15 protein-coding genes and 1 pseudogene (1 of these 16 running past the window's edge) are annotated in these 19,891 nt (G+C 63.4%); 5 read left to right on the forward strand and 11 right to left on the reverse strand.

What is annotated here, in order from left to right; translation table 11 throughout:
- Positions 1–558 carry the 3' portion of a M23 family metallopeptidase gene (locus tag EJ076_RS32620; protein ID WP_164548791.1) on the forward strand. It extends 1,410 nt beyond the left edge of the window, so 558 of the gene's 1,968 nt are visible here — the last part of the coding sequence; its start codon lies beyond the left edge, outside the window; it ends in the stop codon at positions 556–558.
- Between the two features lie 29 nt (positions 559–587).
- On the opposite strand, the gene EJ076_RS32625 is transcribed toward EJ076_RS32620, so the two are convergent.
- Entirely contained in the window at positions 588–2,147 is a 1,560-nt protein-coding gene (locus EJ076_RS32625; protein WP_126070632.1) for an MFS transporter, read from the reverse strand.
- A 155-nt stretch (positions 2,148–2,302) separates the two neighbouring features.
- Between EJ076_RS32625 and EJ076_RS32630 the strand changes: the two genes are divergently transcribed.
- On the forward strand, positions 2,303–2,935 hold the full coding sequence (locus tag EJ076_RS32630) for a TMEM175 family protein (RefSeq protein ID WP_109658627.1): 633 nt from the start codon (positions 2,303–2,305) through the stop codon (positions 2,933–2,935).
- Here EJ076_RS32630 and EJ076_RS32635 read toward each other — a convergent pair.
- From EJ076_RS32635 to EJ076_RS32670, 8 genes are all read right to left on the reverse strand, one after another.
- Complete coding sequence (locus tag EJ076_RS32635; protein WP_126070633.1) at positions 2,909–4,432, reverse strand: L,D-transpeptidase family protein; 1,524 nt, start codon at positions 4,430–4,432, stop codon at positions 2,909–2,911. The genes EJ076_RS32630 and EJ076_RS32635 overlap by 27 nt on opposite strands.
- Before the next feature lie 151 nt (positions 4,433–4,583).
- On the reverse strand, positions 4,584–4,949 hold the full coding sequence (locus EJ076_RS32640) for an MmcQ/YjbR family DNA-binding protein (protein WP_056583439.1): 366 nt from the start codon (positions 4,947–4,949) through the stop codon (positions 4,584–4,586).
- A gap of 61 nt (positions 4,950–5,010) precedes the next feature.
- On the reverse strand, positions 5,011–7,617 hold the full coding sequence (clpB, locus tag EJ076_RS32645; protein WP_126070634.1) for an ATP-dependent chaperone ClpB: 2,607 nt from the start codon (positions 7,615–7,617) through the stop codon (positions 5,011–5,013).
- Positions 7,618–7,839: 222 nt separating this feature from the next.
- Positions 7,840–8,793: a DUF4167 domain-containing protein gene (locus EJ076_RS32650; protein WP_126070635.1), complete on the reverse strand. Its 954-nt coding sequence runs from the start codon at positions 8,791–8,793 to the stop codon at positions 7,840–7,842.
- 303 nt (positions 8,794–9,096) lie between these two features.
- Complete coding sequence (prmC, locus tag EJ076_RS32655; protein WP_126070636.1) at positions 9,097–9,975, reverse strand: peptide chain release factor N(5)-glutamine methyltransferase; 879 nt, start codon at positions 9,973–9,975, stop codon at positions 9,097–9,099.
- Positions 9,968–11,047 (reverse strand): peptide chain release factor 1, encoded by a 1,080-nt coding sequence (prfA, locus tag EJ076_RS32660; RefSeq protein WP_126070637.1) that lies wholly within the window; start codon positions 11,045–11,047, stop codon positions 9,968–9,970. Before prfA ends, prmC begins: the two co-directional genes overlap by 8 nt.
- 10 nt (positions 11,048–11,057) lie before the next feature.
- On the reverse strand, positions 11,058–13,328 hold the full coding sequence (ptsP, locus tag EJ076_RS32665; protein WP_126070638.1) for a phosphoenolpyruvate--protein phosphotransferase: 2,271 nt from the start codon (positions 13,326–13,328) through the stop codon (positions 11,058–11,060).
- Between the two features lie 83 nt (positions 13,329–13,411).
- Positions 13,412–14,665 (reverse strand): aspartate kinase, encoded by a 1,254-nt coding sequence (locus EJ076_RS32670; protein ID WP_013529459.1) that lies wholly within the window; start codon positions 14,663–14,665, stop codon positions 13,412–13,414.
- Positions 14,666–14,925: 260 nt separating this feature from the next.
- Between EJ076_RS32670 and EJ076_RS32675 the strand changes: the two genes are divergently transcribed.
- Both EJ076_RS32675 and ubiG read left to right on the forward strand, forming a co-directional pair.
- Positions 14,926–16,764: a CHASE3 domain-containing protein gene (locus EJ076_RS32675; protein ID WP_126070639.1), complete on the forward strand. Its 1,839-nt coding sequence runs from the start codon at positions 14,926–14,928 to the stop codon at positions 16,762–16,764.
- Positions 16,765–16,861: 97 nt separating this feature from the next.
- Positions 16,862–17,611 carry a bifunctional 2-polyprenyl-6-hydroxyphenol methylase/3-demethylubiquinol 3-O-methyltransferase UbiG gene (gene ubiG, locus EJ076_RS32680; RefSeq protein ID WP_109658617.1) on the forward strand — a complete coding sequence of 250 codons (750 nt, stop codon included), beginning with the start codon at positions 16,862–16,864 and terminating at the stop codon, positions 17,609–17,611.
- Here ubiG and EJ076_RS32685 read toward each other — a convergent pair.
- A pseudogene (locus tag EJ076_RS32685) lies at positions 17,574–18,114 on the reverse strand (flavin reductase family protein). The gene ubiG and the pseudogene EJ076_RS32685 overlap by 38 nt on opposite strands.
- Positions 18,115–18,357: 243 nt before the next feature.
- Complete coding sequence (locus EJ076_RS32690) at positions 18,358–19,272, reverse strand: DMT family transporter (protein ID WP_126070640.1); 915 nt, start codon at positions 19,270–19,272, stop codon at positions 18,358–18,360.
- Positions 19,273–19,369: 97 nt separating this feature from the next.
- On the opposite strand from EJ076_RS32690, the gene EJ076_RS32695 reads away from it, so the two are divergent.
- A complete protein-coding gene (locus tag EJ076_RS32695; protein WP_126071197.1) occupies positions 19,370–19,855 on the forward strand; it encodes a MarR family transcriptional regulator in 486 nt (161 codons plus the stop codon).
- The last annotated feature ends 36 nt before the right edge of the window (positions 19,856–19,891 follow it).

The following is a 19,891-nucleotide window of genomic DNA, read 5'->3' on the forward strand; positions in this document are numbered from 1 at the left end:
ACCGACTATTTCGACCAGGACGGCTCAAGCGCTGAGCAGTTCCTGCTGCGCAACCCGCTGCCCAACGGCAGATTTACCTCTGGCTTTGGTGCCCGCAAACATCCGATCCTCGGCTATGTCCGCATGCACACCGGCACAGATTGGGCCGCTCCTATCGGCTCGCCGATCATCGCAGCCGGCAACGGCGTCGTCGAGAAGGCGGGCTGGGCCGGCGGCTACGGCAAGCAGATCATCCTGCGCCATGCCAATGGCTATGAGACGTCCTACAATCACCAGAGCGCCTTTGCCAAAGGCATCGAACCCGGGGTGCGCGTGCGCCAGGGCCAGGTTATTGGCTATCTCGGCCAGACCGGCCTCTCCACCGGTCCGCATCTCCACTACGAGCTGATCGTCAACGGCACCAAGGTCGATTCGATGCGTGTCCGGCTGCCGGTCGGCAAGGTGCTGAAGGGCGATGACCTCGTCGCCTTCAAGCGTGAACGCGAGCGCATCGACGACCTGCTGAAGCAGGAAGACAGCGATTCGCTGAAAGTAGCGAGCGCCAAGATCGACGGTTGATCCGTCGGCTTTTTAGCCTTTCTGGTTTCTCAGCCTTGCGGATTCTCGACGCGCCGCGGCCATGGCAGCCGCTCACCGGAAATGGTCGTCCAGGCGATGACAGCCGCAAGCAGGCAAAGCAGCGCGGTCACCGAAGAGACCACGGAAAACGCAGTGTCGCTGGCGGCGAGCCTTGCTGCATCGACGGCGGGCGCAAGTCCTGCTGTCGCCGGTTCGCCAAAGCCTGGCACGCCGGGCGTTGCATTCCCATCCAGCGCATTCGCGTAGACCCAGGCGGCGAGCGAACCCATTGCCGCCACCGCGATCAGACCGCCGATGCGCGAGACGGCATTGTTGATGCCGGAAGCCGCACCCGTATCCTTGTCTTCCACCGCCGTCATGATCGCGGTCGACAATGGCGACACGACCAGCGCCATGCCGAGCCCCATCAGCGCCATCAGCGGGAATGTTCCCGTCCAGAAATTGTGGATGCCGGCATGGGTGAGCAAGGCAAGTCCGGCAAAGGCGAAAGCCACGACGAGGCTGCCGCAGGCGATCGGAAAACGCGGGCCGATCCGGTCCGACAGTTGGCCGACCGGTCCTGACAAAAGTGCGATCGACGCCGACAGCGGCAGGAAGATGAAGCCGACTTCGGCCGTGCTCAGTCCCCAGCCGGCGATCAGCAGCATCGGCAGATAGAAGAGATTGGCCGACAGCGCGAAATAGAGGAAGAACGTCGCGACATTGGCGCCGGCGAAAGCGCCGACGCGAAACAGGCTGAGGTCGATCATCGGCTCGCGCTGCCGGAGCTCGAAGACAATGAAGACCGCCAGCAATACGACACCGGCGGCAATGCTCGGCCCGGCCATGTGGCCCTCGCCGCTGGCGCTCATCGAGGTCAGCCCGTAGGCGAGCGCGCCGAAGGCCAATGTTGCGAGCGCGGCGCCGCCGAGATCCAGGCTGCGTTTCTCCGTCGGCGCGTCGGCTGGAACCTTGGCCAGCAGCAGATAGATCGAGATCAGGCCGAGCGGCAGGTTGATGGCGAAGATCGCTCGCCAGATGCCGTCGCCGAAGGCCGACAGCACGAAGCCGCCAAGCACCGGGCCAAGTGCCGTGGTCAGCGCCGAAGCCGCAGCCCAGATGCCGATGGCGCGGCCGCGTTCCTTTTTCGGGTAGGCCTTGGCGATGATGGCGAGGCTGCCCGGCACCATGATCGCCGCACCAATGCCCTGGACGGCACGAAATGCGATCAGCACCACCGCATTTGGCGCCAACGCACAGGCAAGCGACGCGACAATGAACAACGCAATGCCCGCCACGAAGGCGCGGCGGAGGCCGAATCGATCGCCAGCAGCGCCGCCAGCGAGGATCAGCGCCGAGAGCGTCAATGCATAGGCATTGGAAATCCACTGGGCCTCGGCCAGGCTGGCGCTGAGGTTGACGCGGATCGCCGGCGTGGCGATGGCCAGGATCGAACCGTCGATGAAGCCGAGCGCCGAGGCCAGGATTGCCGCGATCAGCACGAATCGCCGCTGCGATTGCGGACAGAACGTTCCATTCGTGACCGGGCTGGTCAGCGGGACGGCGGCGGCTTCGCTGGGTGAATGCATGGAACCTTGCTTAGACCTCCAGTGCACCGGCAACAACCAGCCAGTGGCTTGCAGTCACTGAAACCAGCCCGTCGGCCAGGGTCGCTCCCTATCTGGATGCAAACGGCGGCAGCCATGCTAGGTTTTCTGGAAAAGGTGCAGGCGGGGAGACATCGATGAAGCGGCCACTTGAAGCATCGGCGGAGGGACGCGGCCGTATCGTCGGCATCACCGACGGCGTGTTCGCCATCGCGCTCACCCTGATCGTTCTCGAAATCAGGGTGCCGGCGCACGAGGCGATCCATTCCGAACGCGAGTTGCTTGCCGCGATCGCTGCCTTGGCGCCGCGTTTCCTGACTTATGCCTTGAGCTTCCTGACGCTGACCATCTTCTGGTTTGGCCAGCAGGCGCAGCATGGTCTGATCGCCAAGTCCGACAGACGGCTTGCCACGTTGAACCTCTGCTTTCTCGCCTTCATCGCCCTGCTGCCGTTCTCGACCGACCTGCTGGCCGACTTCCTCGAGTTCAGAACCGCGGTGCTGGTCTACTGGCTCAATCTGCTGATGCTCGGCGTCACGTTGTTCGCCAGTTGGCGCTATGCGGAGAAAAACGGCTTCGTGGCAGAGGATGTCGACGCGGAGACCAAACGCACGGTCTATCTGCGCATCGTCAAGGCGCAGATCCTGTGGGCGCTCGGCGCCGCACTCTCACTCATCAGTCCACTGCTCGGCATCGGCTTCATTCTGATCGTGCAGTTGGTCTATGCCGCCGCACTTCGGAGTTCACTGCTGCGCAAGGTCATCGGCTGAAGGTCCGCCGACAAACTCCACCGTGACACCGGGCGAAACGAGTTTGGCCAGTTCCCGCGCATCCCAATTGGTCAGGCGCACACAGCCATGGCTTTCGGTCTTGCCGATCTTCGATGGATCCGGCGTGCCGTGGATGCCGTAGGTCGGCTTGTCCAGAGCAATCCAGACCGAGCCGACCGGGCCGTTCGGGCCAGGCGGAATGGTCAGGACCTTGTCGTTCTGGCCCTGCTTGAAATTGATGCTGGGGTTGTAGGTGTAGTTCGGATCGAGCGCGACGCGCGACACCGTATGCGTGCCGGACGGCGACGGCGTATCCGACGAGCCGATGGTGGCGGGATAGGCTGCCACCAGCTTGCCGCCGGCATCATAGGCGAAAACCTCTTTCTTGTCCTTGTCGGCAACGATGCGGGCAACCGGCGTCGAGACCAGCCTGCCGAAATTGGCGACCTTGATGATCGTGCCGGGGCGATTGAAGTTGACGTCCGGGTTGAGCGCCTTGAGATAATTCTCGTCCATGTGGAAGCGCTCGGCCAGCGCCTCGGTCACCGACGTGTAGCCCATGCGGTCGAGCTGCGCCTTCTGGCTGTAATCTTCAGGGATCGAGGCGACATAGGGACCGGCCGCATCCTCCGGTGTGATGGTGTAGTTGGCGAAGGCATCGCCGCCGGATTGCGCCAGTGCCGCCTGGATGCCGACCGCGTCGGTCGATCGCAGATTGCTGCCGGTGATCTGGTTGTAGGCGGCGAGTGCCTTGTCGACATTCGAACCGAAACGCCCATCGATGACGCCAGGCGAAGCGCCGCCGCGGTCGAGCAGCACCTGAAGTGCGGCGACATCCTGGCGCGCTCCCAGCGAAAGCGCCGGGGCAACAGTGGTCTTGCCGCCAGCCTTCGGCGGCAGAGCCGCCTGATCGGCGGGCAGCGCCTCTTCGGTGGGAGATGCCGGCTGGGCCGGGTCTATCGAGGCCTCGTTCAGCGGCTGGCGCTTGATGGTACCCGGCTTTGCCGGCTGCGGCGCGTCGGGATAATTGTTGTCGTAGCTGCCATCGTCCTGCGGTGCCGGCGGATTGGCTTCCACGGAATTGTCCCCATAGGGATCGTATTCGTCCGCCGGCGGCGGGATAACCCGGCCTTCCTCTTCCAACTGCTTGCGACGGAACCGCGCCATGTCTTCCGGATCGTCGAGATAGTAGCGGTCGTTGCCGTCGGGGGCGCGGCCCAACTCGCGCAGACGTGTCTCTCGACGCAACGCGCGACGGTCGAGCCGGGTCTGCGGCGGTTGGATGGCGATGACCTTGCCGGTATCGGCGTCGACGATAACGCGGTTGCCCCTGGCGTCGTAATAAATGTCCACATTGCCGTCCTGGGCGAGCAGGATGCCGCCATCATTGGCGGCTCGGACAATCGGCGGTGCGCTGTCCTGCGTCGGGGCGGCGAGCGCGCCTGAAAAGGACATCCCGGCTGCGAGCGCCGAAAGGGTCAAGATCGTGCGGAACATGGTAGCCAAACTCTCCGGTCCGTAATTGCCGCCGCCCGGCAGTGTCCCTGCAAGGCGAACCCCTTCGCCAGCAAACCAGTTACCCACCATATGGTTCCAACATGAACCGGGCATGAAGATGGCGGTTTTCCGGCGCCTCGAGGAATATTAGCTAGCTTGCGGCGAGTCCCAATTCCTTGCGCGCCTGCCTGGTCAGCTTCAGGGCGACAAGGCGATGGCTCTCGCGCAGATAGTCCTTCAGCGCAGCATCATCCATGCTCTGGCTTGTCCGACGCTGGATCCACGTCATGCCGCGCGAGGCAAGATAGGGCGCGGGCCGCAGGCCCGGCTGCTCTTTGAGCACATCATAGGCGATATCGGAGCATTTGAAGGTGACGAAGAGCTGCTGGCCCTGGTCCCAGCCGCCGATCGCGAAGACCTTGGCTCCGACCTTCCAGACATGGGCGCCGCCCCACTGGACGACATGGCTCGTCGAGGGCAGCGAGGCGCAGAAGCTGTTGTAGTCGTCCAGTGTCATCCGCGCCCGCTCTTCATACGAAAAAACGCCGCGCGTCCAGGATGGACGCGCGGCGTTTGGATCAGGCTGCCGCTTCCGCCGCGACGATCGTCGGCTTCGAGCGGAAGTTCAGCCGGTCGGAACCGGCTGTGACCTTGACGGTCGAGCCGTCGAGGATATCGCCGAGCAGGATCTTCTCCGCCAGCGGGTCCTGCAATTCCTTCTGCATCACCCGCTTCAGCGGCCGCGCGCCATAGGCCGGCTCATAGCCCTTGGCCGCCAGCCAGTCGATCGCCTCTTGGTCCAGCGACAGCGTGATCTTGCGGTCGACAAGCAGGCTCTCCAACCGCTTGAGCTGGATCTCGACGATGCGGCCCATATCCTGCCGGCGCAGCCGGTGGAACAGGATCACCTCGTCGACGCGGTTGAGGAACTCCGGCCGGAACGACGCCTTGACGACATTCATCACCTCGTCGCGAACCTCATCGACATCCTGGTCCTCGCCGAGATTGACGAGATATTCGGCGCCGAGGTTCGAGGTCATGATGATCAGCGTGTTGCGGAAATCGACCGTGCGGCCCTGCCCGTCGGTCAGACGGCCGTCATCGAGCACCTGCAACAGCACGTTGAAGACATCCGGATGCGCCTTCTCGATCTCGTCGAACAGCACGACCTGATAGGGCCGCCGCCGCACCGCTTCGGTCAGCGCGCCGCCTTCCTCATAGCCGACATAGCCGGGAGGCGCGCCGATCAGCCGGGCCACCGAGTGCTTCTCCATGAACTCCGACATGTCGATGCGCACCATCGCGCTCTCGTCGTCGAACAGGAAGCTCGCGAGTGCCTTGGTCAGTTCGGTCTTGCCGACACCAGTCGGCCCGAGGAACATGAACGAGCCGATCGGCCGATTCGGATCCTGCAGGCCCGCGCGGGCGCGCCGCACCGCTTTGGAAACGGCTTGCACCGCCTCGCCCTGGCCGACGACGCGCTTGCCAATCTCGTCTTCCATGCGCAGCAGCTTGTCGCGCTCGCCCTGCAGCATCTTGTCGACCGGAATGCCGGTCCAGCGCGAAACGATATGGGCGACGTGGTCGGGTGTGACCACCTCTTCGACCATGCCGACCTTGCCGTCCTGGGCCTCGGCCTCCTTCAGCTTCTTTTCCAGTTCCGGTATCTTGCCATAGGCAAGCTCGCCGGCGCGCTGGAATTCACCCTTGCGCTGGGCAATGGCGAGGTCGTTGCGCGCCTCATCGAGCTGCTTCTTGAGGTCGGCGGCCAGCCCGAGCTTCTGCTTCTCGGCCTGCCACTTGGCGGTGATCTCGGTCGATTCCTCCTCGAGGCCGACGAGCTCCTTTTCCAGGCGGGCGAGCCGGTCCTTCGAGGCCTCGTCCGTCTCGACCTTCAGCGCCTCGCGCTCGATCTTGAGCTGCATGATGCGGCGATCGATCTCGTCCAGCGCCTCGGGCTTGGAATCAACCTGCATGCGCAACCGCGATGCGGCTTCGTCGACCAGGTCGATTGCCTTGTCGGGCAGGAAGCGGTCGGCGATGTAACGGTTGGACAGCGTCGCCGCCGCCACCAGCGCCGAATCCGAAATGCGCACCTTGTGGTGCTGCTCGTACTTCTCCTTCAGGCCGCGCAGGATCGAAACGGTGTCTTCCACCGTCGGCTCGTCGACGAACACCGGCTGGAAGCGGCGGGCAAGGGCTGCATCCTTCTCGACATGCTTGCGGTACTCATCGAGCGTGGTGGCGCCGACGCAGTGCAGCTCGCCGCGCGCCAAGGCCGGCTTCAGGAGGTTCGACGCATCCATGGCGCCATCCGCCTTGCCGGCGCCGACCAGCGTGTGCATCTCGTCGATGAACAGGATGATATTGCCGTTGGCCGAAGTGACTTCGGAGAGAACGGCCTTCAGCCGCTCCTCGAACTCGCCGCGATATTTGGCGCCGGCAATCAGCGCGCCCATGTCGAGCGCCATCAATTGCTTGTCCTTCAGCGATTCCGGCACGTCGCCATTGACGATGCGCAGCGCCAAGCCTTCAGCGATCGCCGTCTTGCCGACGCCCGGCTCGCCGATCAGCACCGGATTGTTCTTGGTGCGGCGCGACAGCACCTGGATGGTGCGGCGGATCTCGTCGTCACGACCGATGACCGGATCGAGCTTGCCGGCACGAGCATCGGCGGTCAGGTCGCGCGCGTATTTCTTCAGCGCATCGTAGCCCTGTTCGGCACTCGCCGAATCGGCGGTGCGGCCCTTGCGGACGTCGTTGATGACCTGGTTGAGCGCCTGCGCGGTGACGCCGGCCTTGGCCAGTATGTCAGCGGTCTTGGCCGACTTTTCCATGGCGAGCGCCTGCAAGAGCCGCTCGACGGTGACAAAGCTGTCGCCGGCTTTCTTGGCCAATTCCTCGGCGGTCGAAAACACTTTTGCCAGCGGCTGCGCCAAATAGAGCTGGCCATTGCCGCCCTCGACCTTGGGCATCGCTTCGAGCGCCGTCTCGACGCCAAGCTTGACGTCGCGGACGTTGCCGCCGGCGCGTTCGATCAGCGACGCGGCCAGGCCCTCGTCGTCGTCGACGAGCACTTTCAGGATGTGTTCGGGGGTGAACTGCTGGTGGTTGCGGGAGAGCGCCATGGTCTGCGCGGACTGGATGAAGCCGCGCACACGCTCGGAGTATTTCTCAAGGTTCATATCTGTCTCCTTCCATCACCGGCCCGCTTTGCGGCACCGGATCAGATTGCGGTGACGGACCCGCCCATTCGAGCCGGATCCTGTTCAGCCGAGATATGGTGCATAGGCCATGCTGTCTCAAGACGCCTTGATGTCGGTCAACGCATAATATTCCATCGCCGCGCAAAAACAAAAACGGCGGAGATTTCTCCCCGCCGCTCAACGTCTTGAAGTGTCGTTCTATCAGTTGTCGATATCGACAATGACCGGTTCAGCATTGCCGCTGTCGACCGGGGCCGCAGCAGCCTCACTGGCGTCGGCCCCGGAATTGGCATTGTCGCCGCCGTCAATCTGATCGGCGTTGACGCGCGGACGGCGCGGACGCCTCGGGCGACGGGCAGCACCGCTTTCGGCGGCCGCCTCGTTGAGCTCGGCCTGGGCGGCAAGATCCGCCGGCGACAGGTTCTCGAACAACGGAGCCGGCTCAGCCGCGGCAACGGACTCGGTCGGCGAAGCGGCTTCGCCCTGGATCGGGGTCTCGTTGCTCTGGGGCTGACCACCTTGCTCGGCGGACGAACCGAAGTCGCGCTGGCCGTTCTGGCCGTAACCGCCATTGGGGCGACGATCGCGATGGCGTGCGCCATTGTTGTCGCGGCCACCATTGTTGCGCCCGCCATTGTCACGCCCGGCATTGTCGCGATTGTCGCGGCCACCTTCCCGGTTCAGCGCGACCTCGGCCGGCATGCCTTCGATGACCGGCTGCGGCCCGGCGCCATGGTTGACCACCGGAACCTGAGCATCGGAAACAGTGTTGCTGTTGTTGCCGCCATTGTCGAAATCGTCGCGATCCTCGTCGCCGTCATCGTCGAAATCATCGCGATTCTGCTGCGCGTTCTGGATCGGCATCTGCGCCTGCGCGGCTGCGATGATGCGATTGTAATGTTCGGCATGCTGGAGATAGTTCTCCGCCATGACCCGATCGCCGGAGCTGTGCGCATCACGGGCAAGGGTGGCGTATTTTTCGGCGATCTGCTGAGCCGAACCGCGGATCTTCACGTCCGGGCCATTGCTCTCGTAGTTGCGCGTCAGGGGGTTTGGTCCCTTGCGGTTGTTGTTGTTATTATTGTTATTGTTACCACCGCCGCCGCCATTGTTGTTGCGACCGCGCATGCGCCTGTTCTGCTGTTGTGGCCTCATCAAACTCTCTTCATTTTGAAATTTTCGAAAAACTCTTCACGAACGGAGGCGCTCATGCAGCCAGCCGTTTCGTCTCTTCACCGGCGTTCGCCCGCATCGATTGCGTTGGCGCCACGTGCCATCCTGTTCCGGTTACATCACTTGCCGGACGATTCCCGCACGAAGCTTGGGCATCGTTTGCGCAAGAAGGCAGCTATTTCCAAGGAAAACCGAATCGCTAAGAGCACTGCCTGCTTCGTCTCATCCGGTTAAGGCGACCCTAGCCGTATTCCCCGGTATTGCCAAGCGCTTTTTTGCACTGCGTCAAGGCTTTATCCTTTCAAAGACAATAACCCTGTCGTTTCCGCCGAGGTCACGAAAAGCACCGCCCGGGACGTAGCCGGCTGCAGCGAATATCTCGCAGACCTCATTGTGCTGCGTGTGGCCGATCTCGACCGCAATCCTGCCTTCAGTTTCCAAAAACCTTGCCGCCTCCGCGGCGATGATCCTGTAGGGGTTCAGACCGTCCGCGCCGCCATCCAAGGCCAAGCGCGGGTCGAAATTGCGGACTTCGTCCTGCAGATTTCCAATGTCTTCCGAGGGTATATAGGGAGGGTTTGCGGCAATTACATGGTACCGGCCGGAAACTTTTTCGAACCAGTCCGACTGAAGCACCGTGAACCGGCCTGCAAGGCCCAGTTGCCCGGCATTGCGGGCTGCCGTCGCCAACGCGCCCGCGGACAGATCGACGCCGGTGGCGATCGCTGTCGGCACGGCGCTGAGCAGCGCCAGTGCAATGGCGCCGGTGCCGGTGCCAAGATCGAGGATGCGGCATTCGCCTTCCCGGGCCGCCACGGCCCTGACGAAAGGCAGCATCGCTTCGACCAGCGTTTCGGTATCGGGCCGCGGCTCCAGAGTTTCCGGCGACAGCGACAGGCGCAAACCGTAGAATTCTCGATAGCCGAGGATGCGGTGCACCGGCTCGCCGCCGGCGCGGCGTCTTAAGGCGGCATCGATTTCGGCAACAATGCCAGCGTCGACCTTGCGTTCGGGGTCCGCGATGGCTTGCGTGCGTGTCGTGCCGGAGAAATGCTCGACGATCAGCCTCGCATCGAGGGCCGGATCATCGACAGCGGCGGCGGCAAGCCGAGCCTGCGCTTCCCGCAGCGACTGCCCCAGCGTCTCGGGCAGTTGATCAGCCATCGATGCCGATATCGGCGAGCAGCTTCGACTGATGATCGGCGATCAGCGCGTTGATGATTTCGTCGAGTTCGCCCATCATCACCCTGTCGAGCTTGTAGAGCGTCAGGTTGATGCGGTGGTCGGTGACGCGGCCTTGAGGAAAATTATAGGTCCGGATGCGTTCCGAGCGGTCACCGGAACCGACCTGTGACTTGCGCGATTCCGAGCGCTCTTCGTCCGCCTTGCCGCGTTCCAGGTCATAGAGCCGGGCCCGCAGGATCTGCATCGCCTTGGCACGGTTCTGGTGCTGTGACTTTTCCGCCTGCACCACCATGATGCCGGTCGGCAAATGGGTGATGCGGACAGCCGAATCGGTGGTGTTGACGTGCTGACCGCCCGAGCCCGAGGCGCGCATCGTATCGATGCGGATGTCTTCGGCCCTGATGTCGATGTCGACCTCTTCGGCTTCGGGCAGCACCGCGACGGTTGCCGCCGACGTGTGGATGCGCCCGCTCGCCTCGGTCGCCGGCACGCGCTGCACGCGGTGCACGCCGGATTCGAACTTCAGATGCGCAAAGACACCCTTGCCCGACACCGTGGCGATGATTTCCTTGTAGCCGCCGGCATCGCCATCGCTGGCTGAGGCCGTCTCGAAACGCCAGCCGCGTTCGGCAGCGTAGCGTTCATACATGCGAAAAAGGTCACCGGCAAAAAGGGCGGCCTCATCACCGCCGGTGCCGGCGCGGATTTCGAGAATGGCGTTCTTGTCGTCGGCGGCATCCTTGGGCAACAGCAGGATCTGGATGTCCTTCTGCAGCGCCTCGATGCGTTCCTCGACCTCCGGCAGGTCGGCCTCGGCGAGCGCCCGCATCTCGGCGTCGGTGCCCTTGTCGGCAAGCATGGCTTGGAGGTCGGCCTGCTCATGCTCGGCCAGGCGCAGTGCCCTGACCTTGGCCACCATGTCCTGGATTTCGGCATATTCGGACGCCATCCGCACATAGGCGTCCGGCGCCGGGCCAGCCGACATCTGCGCTTCGAGCATCTCGAAACGCTTGACGACTTGATCCATACGATCGCGGGGCAGGTTGACCATGATGAGGGTACTACAATGGAATCGAACGGTCGTCGGCAAAGGCCTGCAGCAGCGCCCGCATCGGCAAGCCTTGCGCCGGCGCCATCAGATTGTCGTCGAAGAACGCCTCCAACTCATCCAGCGGCAGTTCCGTCAGCATCGCCTTGACCGGGCCGATCGAGGCCGGCGACATCGAGATCGAGCGGAAGCCGAGACCGATCAGCGCCATAGCCGAAATCGGCTTGCCGGCGAGTTCGCCGCACAGGGTCACCGGCGTGTGGTTGCGGACGCCGGCATCGGCGATCTGCTTCAGGACGCGCAGGAACGGCGCCGACAGCGTGTCGAAGCGGTTGGCGAGTTGCGTGTTGCCGCGGTCGACGGCCATGACGAACTGGAACAGATCGTTCGAACCGACCGAGACGAAGTCGACCGCCTTCATCAGTTCATCGAGCTGGAACAAGAGCGATGGCACTTCAAGCATCGCCCCCAGCTTCAGGCTGGTCGGCAAATGATGGGCAAAACGCGAGAGATGCCGCACCTCGCGGTCGATGATCTCGCGCGCCTGGGCGATCTCGCCAAGCTCGGTCACCATCGGCAGCATCAGCTTGAGTTCACGCCCGCCACTGGCCTTGAGCAGCGCGCGGATCTGGGTGCGCAGCAGCCCCGGTCGGTCAAGCGTCAGGCGGATCGCCCGCCAGCCGAGCGCCGGGTTCTCTTCCTGGATCGCGCCCTTGAAATAGGGCAGCACCTTGTCGCCGCCAATATCGATGGTGCGGAAGGTGACCGGCTTGCCGCGCGCTGCCTCGAGCACGTCGCGGTAAAGCTTTTCCTGGGCCTCGGCACGGGGAAATGTCGAAGCGACCATGAACTGCAGTTCGGTGCGGAACAGGCCGATGCCGGCCGCACCCGCTTCGGCAAGCTGCGGCAGGTCGACGGCAAGGCCGGCATTCATCAAAAGATCGACCTGGACCCCGTCCTTGGTCGTCGACGGCTTCTTGCGCAGCTCGCGATAGACTTCTTGCCGGCGAGCCCGGAAACGCACCTTTTCGGCATAGGCGGCTTCGAGATCGGGCTGCGGCCGCAAATGGATCACGCCCTCTTCACCGTCGACGATGATGGCGTCGCCGTTTTCCGCCATGGAAACCGCGCCCTTCATCTGGCCGGCGACAGGGATGCCCATGGCCCGCGCGACGATAACGACGTGGCTGGTCGCAGCACCATCCTCGAGCACCAGCCCGCGCATCTTGTCCCTAGGATAGTCGAGCAGTTCGGCGGCGCCCATCGAACGGGCGACGATGATGGCGTCCTTCGGCAGCGATGCGGCGACATCTTCCGGCCCGCGCCCCATCAGCTGGCGCAGCAGCCGGTTGGCGAGGTCGTCGAAATCGCTCATCCGCTCGCGCAGATAGGGGTCGGTCATGTGCAGCATGCGGGCGCGCATGTCGCTCTGCACCTTTTCCACGGCAGCCTCGGCGGTCAGGCCGTTGCGGATCGCCTCTTCCAGCCGGCGCACCCAGCCGCGGTCGTTGGCGAACATGCGATAGGCTTCCAGCACCTGGCGATGCTCGCCCTCGAAGGCGACGTCGCGGCGTTCGAGCATGTCGTCGATGGAGAGCCTGAGCGAGCCGAGCGAGGTTTCGAGCCGGCGGACCTCTTCCTCGCTGTCTTCGTTGAACAAATTGGTGACGACGATGCGCGGCTCATGCAGCACGACATGGCCAAGTCCGACGCCGTCATTGAAGGAAAGGCCGGTGAAGCTGACCGGACGGCGCAGATCGAGCTCGAGGCCGGGCCTGGTCAGCCGCGCCAGATCGCCGGTGGCGATCATCTCGGCGATCACCATTGCGGTGGTTTCCAGCGCCTCGACCTCGTCGTCACGGTAATGGCGCATGGTCTTGTTCTGCACCACCAGCACGCCCAGCGTGCGCCCTGCCCGCAGCACCGGCACGCCGAGGAAGGAGTTGTAGATCTCTTCCCCGGTCTCCGGCAGATAGGCAAAGGCCGGATGTTCCTGCGCATTGGAAAGGTTGAGCGGCCGCGCACTGGCCGCGATCGTGCCGACCAGGCCTTGCCCCAGTCGCAACTGCGCAAGGTGGACGGCGTTCGGGTTCAGACCTTCGGTGGCGTAGAGTTCGAGCACCGAATCGGCACGCAGCACATAGAGCGAGCAGACTTCGGCGACCATATTGGAGGCGATATCGCGCACGATCCGGTCAAGCCGCTCCTGCGGCTCCAGCGGCTCCTGCATGAGCTCGCGGAGCCGTTTCAGCAAAACGCGCGGGCCACTGGCCTGATCACGCATCGCGGCTTCTTCTCCAATGGGCATTCTGCCCGCCGCAGTTTCCACTGCGACCGGCGCACACGCAACAACTCAAATCGTTCTCGCTACTGCTTATCCAGACCGTAGACGGAATGCAAAGTACGAACCGCAAGTTCGGTGTACGGACCGTCGATCAGGATCGAAATCTTGATCTCGGAGGTTGTGATGGCGCGGATGTTGATCGACTTGTCGGCCAGCGCCTTGAAAGCGGTGGCGGCGACGCCGGCATGGCTCCTCATGCCGATGCCGATGACCGAAACCTTCGACATGCCGGCTTCCGACTGCACGACATCGTAGCCGATCGACGCCTTGAGGCGCTCAAGCACGGCCAGCGCCTTGTCGACATCGCCCGACGGCACGGTGAAAGTCATGTCGGTGAACTTGCCGTCCTCGGAAATGTTCTGGACGATCATGTCGACATTGATGTTGGCCTCGGCCAGCGGCCCGAAGATGCCGGCGGCGACGCCCGGCCGGTCGCCGACGCGGCGCAGCGAAATCTGCGCTTCGTCCTTGGCATAGGCAATTCCGGTGACGACCTGCTGTTCCACGATCTCTTCCTCGTCGCAAATGAGCGTTCCGGGCGGATTGAGCAAATCCCCCATTCCGGGCGCATCGGGATCGTCGAAGGACGACCGCACGAAGGTACGCACCCTATGCACCATGGCAAGCTCGACCGAACGCACCTGCAGAACCTTGGCGCCGAGCGAGGCCATTTCAAGCATTTCCTCGAACGAGATCTTGGCCAGCCGCCGCGCCTTGGGCTCTATGCGCGGATCGGTGGTGTAGACCCCGTCGACGTCGGTATAGATATCGCAACGATCGGCCTTGACCGCCGCGGCGATGGCCACCGCACTGGTGTCGGAGCCGCCGCGGCCAAGCGTGGCGATGCGATTGTCCGGGCCGATGCCCTGGAAACCGGCGATCACCGCGACCTGGCCCTCGCCGAAGCGCTTGATCAGAAAGGCACCGTCAATGTCGAGGATGCGCGCCGCACCATGCGCATTGTCGGTCTTGATCGGGATCTGCCAGCCCTGCCACGAACGGGCATGCACGCCCATGTTCTGCAAGGTGATCGCCAGGAGGCCGGCCGTGACCTGTTCGCCGGAAGCGACGACCGCGTCATATTCGCGTGCGTCGTGCATCGGCGAGGCCTCGCGCGTCCAGCCGACCAGTTCATTGGTCTTGCCGGCCATCGCCGAAACCACCACGGCCACCTCATGGCCAGCGTCGACCTCGCGTTTGACGTGACGCGCCACATTGCGGATGCGGGCGATGTCGGCGACGGAGGTCCCGCCGAATTTCATCACGATGCGCGCCATGGAAGCGAAATGCCTTTGACTGAAGCCGGACCCCAGCCCAAAAAGCAGGAATCCCGAAAAGCGGAAGGCCGGCTGACGCCGGCCGCTGAATGCGCGGCCTCCTTAGCCAAATGATGAAGGTTTCGCAAGGCTGGCGGCGGATTGCCGGCTTCAAGAAGACGGCATATTGCGTTCCACCCCGCCACCGCCTACGAAATGCTGCCCGCGGGAAATTCCTTTTTGGTCCGGTATTACAGATGATTGCTCGTCTTCGACGCGCCATGCGATGGCAATCACTCCCGCTTGTCATTGGCTTCGCGGTGTTGGCGCTGATCGTCGGCAGCCGTGCCATGCTGGTCGAGGGCCAGAGAGCCAATCGCGCCGCCGCGCGCGAGGCAATCGAATATCAAGAATTGCTTTCCGGCCTGCTTTCGCTGGCGCAAGACGCGGAGAGCGGTCAGCGCGGCTATCTGCTGACCGGTGAGAAATCCTATCTCGAACCCTATCGGCGGGCTGTCGGCGCCATTCCGGGGCAACTTGCACGCATCGACAGCATGACTGCCCCGGACGACCAGGTCGTCCAGCAGATCAACCATATCAAGGACGCACTTTCGCAAAAGCAGGCTGAACTGGCCGAGACGATTGCCCTGTACGACCAGGGCAATGCGACGAAGGCGCTGGATCTGGTCCGCAGCGGTCAGGGCAAGGCCGTCATGGACGAAATCCGGACCAGCATGGATACGATCCGACGCATCGGCGCCGCCGCCGTCGCTGCGCGCGACGAGAACACCGACCGCGTCGAGGCCTGGCTGCGCATCGGTTCGCTGGCGGCGCTGCTGGCGATATTCCTGCTTGGCGCCTACACGATCAGGGAATCGCGCCGCCGCTTCCACGAGGTGGCTGTCGCCCAAGATGAGCTGGTGCGCAAGAACATCGCGCTCGGCAATGAGATCCAGACGCGGGAAAAGGCCGAATCCCAGATCCGCCAGATGCAGAAAATGGAGGCGGTCGGTCAACTCACCGGCGGCATCGCCCACGACTTCAACAACATGCTGGCGGTGATCATCAGTGCCATGAACCTTGCCCAGCGCAAGCTGGCGCGTGGCGAGCACGACATCGCAAAATTCATCGAAGCGGCAATCGACGCGGCGAACCGTGCCGCCAATCTGACGGCCCGGCTGCTCGCCTTCTCGCGCCAGCAGCCACTGGCGCCGCAAATCGTCGACGCCAACCGTCTGCTGACCGGCATGTCGGACCTGATCCGGCGAGCGCTCGGTGAAACCATCCGCATCGAAACCGTGTTAGCGGGGGGCTTGTGGAAGATCCATGCCGACCCGAGCCAGATCGAGAACGCCATTCTCAACCTGGCCGTCAACGCCCGTGACGCCATGGGCGGTGACGGCAAGCTGACCATCGAGACCGCCAACAGCCATCTCGACGACAGCTATGCTGCCACCCATGCCGAGGTCGCGGCCGGCCAGTATGTGATGATCGCCGTCAGCGACACCGGTTCGGGCATGCCCCCCGAAATCATCGCCAAGGCCTTCGAGCCCTTTTTCACCACCAAGCCGGTCAACAAGGGCACAGGCCTGGGGCTGAGCCAGGTGTTCGGCTTCGTCAAACAGTCGGGTGGCCACGTCAAGATCTATTCCGAACCCGGCGAAGGCACGACGATCAAGATCTACTTGCCGCGCTTTTTTGGCGCCGAAGAAGCAGCCGTGCCGACGGGACGAGGCGAGAATTCCGCTCCCATCACCGAAACGATCCTCGTCGTCGAGGACGATGCCCGCGTGCGTGCCTCCACCACCGATGCCTTGCGCGAACTCGGCTACGCCGTCATCGATGCCGCAGGCGGCCAGGAAGCGTTGCAGAAGCTGGCGGAAACCCCGGGCATCGCGCTTCTGTTCACGGATATCGTCATGCCGGTGATGAACGGCCGAAAACTGGCGGAAGAAGCAATCGCGCGCATGCCGCAGCTGAAGGTGATCTTCACTACCGGCTTCACCAGGAACGCCGTGGTCCACAACGGCGTGCTTGACCATGACGTGCACTTCCTGGCCAAGCCCTTCACCATCGAGCAACTGGCGGCGAAACTGCGCGCCGTGCTGGACACGAAGTAGGTCGGCCACTCTGTCAGCCCCTTGGCAGCATCGAAAATTGTTGCCTTGACATTCGCGGCCCCACGCCCGACTTCCTAGCGCTCGAGGAGACCAACCGATGCCAGAGCCCCGACGATCGACGATCGATGCCGGAGAAGTGGAACGCTTTTCCGCCCTTGCCGCCGAATGGTGGAACCCGAACGGCAAGTTCCGTCCCCTGCACAAATTCAATCCGGTCCGGCTGTCCTATATCCGCGACCAGATAGCGGCGCGCTTCGGCCGCGATCCACGCGCTGCAAGGCCTTTCGAGGGCTTGCGCATCCTCGACATCGGCTGCGGCGGCGGCCTTTTGTGCGAGCCAATGGCGCGGCTTGGCGCCGAAGTTGTTGGAGCGGATGCTTCCGAAACAAACATCGAAGTCGCGAAGCTGCACGCGGCCGAGGGCAATGTCAGCGTCGATTATCGCGCCACGACAGCCGAGGACCTTGCCGACGCCGGCGAAAAATTCGACGTCATCCTCAACATGGAAGTGGTCGAGCATGTCGCCGACATCGACCTGTTCGTCGCCAAATGCGGCGAGATGGTCCGGCCTGGCGGCATCATGTTCGTGGCCACCATCAACCGCACGCTGAAGGCGCTCGGGTTGGCCATCATCGGCGCCGAATATGTGCTGCGCTGGCTGCCGCGTGGCACCCACCAGTTCGGCAAGCTGGTGCGCCCGGAAGAGCTCGAAAAGGCGCTTGGCGGCGCCGGCCTGACCATCATCGACCGCACCGGCGTCACCTACAACCCGCTTGCCGACCGCTGGGCGCGGTCGAAGGACATGGACGTCAACTACATGGTCCTGGCGGAAAAAGGCTCGGTCTGATCAACCGTACTTCTCTTGGAATTAGCTCCAGGGTGTGGCCGGCATCGTGGGTGCGCACGGCCTCGACCGAGCCAATGACGATCGAATGCGTGCCGCGATCGATCATCTCGTCGAGGCTGCAGTCGAAGGCGGCCACCGCATCCGAAAGCAACAAAGCTCCGGTCTTGAGCGTCATCCATTCGGCGCCCTCATAGCGGTCCTTGCCCTTGATGCCGCCGAAACCGGAGAACCGCTCGGCCACCCTTTGATGCTGGGGGCCAAGCGAGTTGACGCCGAAATGCCGGTAACGTTCGATCACCGGCCAGGTCGACGATGACCGGTTGACACAGGCAATCACCTTGGGCGGTTCGGCCGACAGCGAGACGACCGAAATGACCACCAGGCCTGAGCGATCCTCCGGTGCCAGCGGTGATGACGCTGACATTGCCGACGATCAGCCGCATCGCGGCCCGAAAGTCCGCGCCATCGACAGGAGTTCCCTCTGGACCCTTTGCTTCGGTCATGGCTTGCTCCAAAAGCAATTCCAGGAAAAGTGTGACACGGTTTTCCCGGGAAAAGCGCATAGCGCTTTCCCTTGGGAATTGCGACAAAACAAAAAAACTAGAGCGGTTTGGCGTTTCCGTGAAACGATCTCGTCCCTGGAGCGTGACAGATCGATGGCCGGCGTGAACAGGAAGTCGGCGCTGCGGACCGCGAACCCGGTGGCGAAGAGAACGAAACCGGCGCCGGCTGAGGCGCGAAGGCGCTCACGCCGCCTGGCTTTGCGCCTTCCTGCTGGGCTGACTTTGCGCCACGGTGGTGATGAACACGCCGGCGGTGATGATGAGTGCGCCTGCCCAGGTCAGCAGCTGATAGTGTTCACCGAGGAAGATTGTGCCGGCAAACAAGCCGACGGCCGCCGCCACATAGCCGATCTGGCTGAGATAGACCGGACCACCAACCGCCTGCAGTCGGAAGAAGAAGGCAAACATCGCCGATGCCGATGCGACCTGCGCGACCACCACCAGCGGCACGCCGCCGAGTGGAGCGAAGGCCTTGATGCCGAACAGGGCGAGAATGCCGACAAGCAGCATCGCCGCCGACGCCAAATGGCTGCCGACGGCAAGCTCGATCGGGCCGGTGCCTTCCGGCCAGTCGACCGTGCGATAGATGTTGCCGGCGGCAAGGCTGACCGGAATGAGCAGCCCCATCACCACCCAGAACAGATCGGCCGGCTGGCCGGCCTCGCCGCGCGTCACCGCCACCATGACGGCGCCGACAAAGCCGACCGCGATGCCGACAATGCCCAGCATGTTGGGGCGCCGGACACGCAGCAGGATCGAGAACACCAGCGTGATGACAGGTGACAGCGTGAACATGATGCCGGTGTAGCCGGCGCCCAGATGTGGGATGGCCGAGAACATCAGGAGATTGGGGACGGCATAGGACACCGCCGCGGTGACGAAAAAGTAGCGCAATTTGTGCGCGGTGAGCCGGACGCGTTGACCGCGAGCCAAGAGCACGCACAGCAAGACGCCACCGGCGCCGAGCGAGATGATGAAGGCCCAGACCATGGCCGGCACGCCGGCAGCCGTGGCGAGCTTGCCGAACGGCAGTGTCAGGCCGAGCAGCCCGCCGGTGACGATCAGCAGGCCGAGCGCCGAATCCCAGAGAAATTTCATCATCGAACCCTGTCGCGCGCGGCCCTTGGCCGGCATTGCATCTTGAGGTAAGATAACGGAAAGATTCTTAACGTCAAGATATATAGCGGTGAGACAGTTGGACAGGGCGGCAAGAGCGATCGAGCAATGGAGGCGGGAGCGGCCCGATCTGGATGTCTCGCCTATGGCCGTGCTCGGGCGGCTGAACGAGGCGTCATCGCTGATCGCCCGCGAGCACCTGGCGCCGTTGTTTGCCCGCTATGGATTGCAGTCGGGAGAGTTCGACGTGCTGGCGACACTGCGCCGCGCTGGCTCACCCTACGCGCTGACGCCGACCGCTCTCTATGAAGCGACGATGGTCACGTCGGGCGCCATGACCAACCGGCTCGACCGGCTCGAAACGTCCGGATTGATCCTGCGCGGGCCGCACCCCAACGATCGGCGCGGCATTGTCGTGAGACTGACTGAAAAAGGTCTCGCTTTGATCGACGAGGCTGTTGCTGCCCACGTGGCCAATGAGCATGAAGTTCTCGCCGGCCTGACCCATGCCGAACAGGAGACGATTTCGCGCCTGCTTGAGAAATTGATCGCGAGCCTGAGTTAGCCGTCAGGAGAGGAGACCGCGAACGAACACATCGGT

It is taken from the genome of Mesorhizobium sp. M7D.F.Ca.US.005.01.1.1, from assembly GCF_003952545.1.
GTDB lineage: Bacteria > Pseudomonadota > Alphaproteobacteria > Rhizobiales > Rhizobiaceae > Mesorhizobium > Mesorhizobium loti.

Excerpts from the sequence above, each read along its gene's own strand:
- EJ076_RS32625 (WP_126070632.1), bottom strand. The coding sequence starts at position 2,147 with ATGCATTCACCCAGCGAAGCCGCCGCCGTCCCGCTGACCAGCCCGGTC.
- EJ076_RS32630 (WP_109658627.1), top strand. The coding sequence starts at position 2,303 with ATGAAGCGGCCACTTGAAGCATCGGCGGAGGGACGCGGCCGTATCGTC.
- EJ076_RS32635 (WP_126070633.1), bottom strand. The coding sequence starts at position 4,432 with ATGTTCCGCACGATCTTGACCCTTTCGGCGCTCGCAGCCGGGATGTCC.
- EJ076_RS32640 (WP_056583439.1), bottom strand. The coding sequence starts at position 4,949 with ATGACACTGGACGACTACAACAGCTTCTGCGCCTCGCTGCCCTCGACG.
- clpB (WP_126070634.1), bottom strand. The coding sequence starts at position 7,617 with ATGAACCTTGAGAAATACTCCGAGCGTGTGCGCGGCTTCATCCAGTCC.
- EJ076_RS32650 (WP_126070635.1), bottom strand. The coding sequence starts at position 8,793 with ATGAGGCCACAACAGCAGAACAGGCGCATGCGCGGTCGCAACAACAAT.
- prmC (WP_126070636.1), bottom strand. The coding sequence starts at position 9,975 with ATGGCTGATCAACTGCCCGAGACGCTGGGGCAGTCGCTGCGGGAAGCG.
- prfA (WP_126070637.1), bottom strand. The coding sequence starts at position 11,047 with ATGGTCAACCTGCCCCGCGATCGTATGGATCAAGTCGTCAAGCGTTTC.
- ptsP (WP_126070638.1), bottom strand. The coding sequence starts at position 13,328 with ATGCGTGATCAGGCCAGTGGCCCGCGCGTTTTGCTGAAACGGCTCCGC.
- EJ076_RS32670 (WP_013529459.1), bottom strand. The coding sequence starts at position 14,665 with ATGGCGCGCATCGTGATGAAATTCGGCGGGACCTCCGTCGCCGACATC.
- EJ076_RS32675 (WP_126070639.1), top strand. The coding sequence starts at position 14,926 with ATGCGATGGCAATCACTCCCGCTTGTCATTGGCTTCGCGGTGTTGGCG.
- ubiG (WP_109658617.1), top strand. The coding sequence starts at position 16,862 with ATGCCAGAGCCCCGACGATCGACGATCGATGCCGGAGAAGTGGAACGC.
- EJ076_RS32690 (WP_126070640.1), bottom strand. The coding sequence starts at position 19,272 with ATGAAATTTCTCTGGGATTCGGCGCTCGGCCTGCTGATCGTCACCGGC.